Here is a 2,123-nt window from a genome sequence, read left to right on the forward strand (position 1 = left end):
AATACCCTAAATATTTGGATAAAACTTAAATATCGGGCTCATTAACACCCTGCTTGATGAGTAGGCCAATAATTCCCTACGTGTTAGCATCAATAGCCGCGGCTATTTTGGTTACTGTAATACTTGGGGGTCATGTGGCTTATGCAGCATCTACTCCTCAAATAATCGTTGCAGCACCAACAACAATAATATACACCCCAGGTACTCCAGTGTATAATCCCTATGCTCCAAGTAACCTAGTTGGTACAGTAATGACCTACTTACCCCTAGCCCTCTATAACCCATTCACTGGGCAGTTTTACCCAGTGTTAGCTGAGAATTGGAGTGCTGAGGTTTTGCCTAATGGTTCTGCATTATTCACGATTTACCTTAGGCCCAACATTTACTGGTTTAATGGTTCAGCAACAATGCCCTTCACAGCATGGGACGTCTATGCATACTTCTACATTGGTATTAAGGCGTTTGATTGGTATACGCCTTGGATTAACCTAACTTACGTGGATAGTGATATTAGGGTGATTAATGATACTACTATTCAATTCCTATTCCAGAAGTGGACGCCAATGATACCCTACTGGATGCTTCCAAGCTGGATAAGCACGCCATACCCAGTATGGAAGCCTATAGTGGATAAGTTAAAGACAATGAACGCAACCCAAGCAGCCAAATACTCAACTAACATTACTGAATTCGTAGCCCCATACTGGGGCCTTAACCCATACTACCTATCATACATAAGCACCACTTACTTCGACTACACCCTAGAGCCAATGTACTATAATGGTGTTCCATTATTAGCCACATGGGAGGAGATTTTCCCAGTAAATAGTTGGTTCATATACAATCCAACAACCATAGACTGGTACGTTGGCGGCAATACGCAGGCAATGAGCGCTTTCTTAGCCGGTAAGGCCAATTGGGGTTTCGTAGGCCTATCACTTTCGCAAGTATCTGTACTTAATAAGAGTGGTACTGTTGGTGTTTACCTAAGCCCAGACTTCTCGGCGTTCGGTATAACTATTAATCCTTGGTATGGTTGGCCATTTAATAACCCAATATTCAGGGAGGCTTTATGCTATGTTATTAATAGGAGTGCCGTGGTGGCTGCATGGGGGTTAAATTACCCAGACTACTACCCAGCACCAGTACTATCATACACTGCTAACCTATACCCGCCAAGCTTCAGCGATGTCCTAGTACCATGCTCTTATGATCCAAGTAAGGCTGCTCAAATGCTTCAAAGCATTGGTTTAAGGAAGGTTAATGGTTATTGGAGCTTCCCCAATGGTACACCAATAACAATCTACGTCTATGGCCCCAGTGGTTGGACTGACTGGATGACAATGGCCAGTGAGGCTGTTGAGCAACTGCAGGCCTTTGGCTTTAAGGCTAGTTTAATTGCGCAGGATGTTGGCGTTTACTGGGGTACTACAATACCTCAAAGCCAGTACCAAGCAGCCGTAACATGGAAGACTTACGTCAAGAGCCTTGATAGTGCTTGGACATTCCTCAATTGGCCATGGTGGGTGTTCGGTACTGCCATACAGGCCTACACTAATCATAGTGTATTCCCATTCCAATGGCCCAATGGAACATGCACACCAGTTACTGCGCCAGCATCATTGAACCTACCTAATAGTACAGTGGTATGGTGCGTTAACTCAACCTTCGGCTACATTAACATAACTAATTGGCAGATGTTCTTCGGTGCAGGTGCACCTGGCAGTGAGCCATATGACTTAGCTGTTAAGACGCTGTTCGCATGGTATGACTACTACGTGCCAGTAATACCGCTTGGTGAGAAAATTGAACCTCTTGAGTATGCTAAGAATTTAATAGACCCAATGTGGCTGTATAAATGCTTACCATTCTATACCATTGAGACGTTAGTCTATGAGAATGACTTATCAGGTATGCCGTATGGATGGCCAAACACTGTGCAGGCAGGCTTATTCTTTGGCGCTTGGGCACCACCAGGTGAGGTACCACCCTTAGCTCAAGTTATTGCTAATGGCTCATTATGGACTAAGTACCCGCAGTTTGCAGCATTCATAGGCATACCAAACCCAGACACCTCATTACAGCAGTGTGTTGCATCATACTTCCATATACCGTATACTCCA

General features: G+C 44.3%; 1 protein-coding gene. It reads left to right on the forward strand.

What is annotated here, in order from left to right; genetic code table 11:
* Positions 1–56 precede the first annotated feature (56 nt).
* Positions 57–2,123 (forward strand): ABC transporter substrate-binding protein (locus BP896_RS05385; protein WP_291766519.1); only part of this gene is annotated, 2,067 nt, incomplete at its 3' end.

This window comes from Caldivirga sp. UBA161 (genome assembly GCF_002506515.1).
Taxonomy (GTDB): domain Archaea; phylum Thermoproteota; class Thermoprotei; order Thermoproteales; family Thermocladiaceae; genus Caldivirga.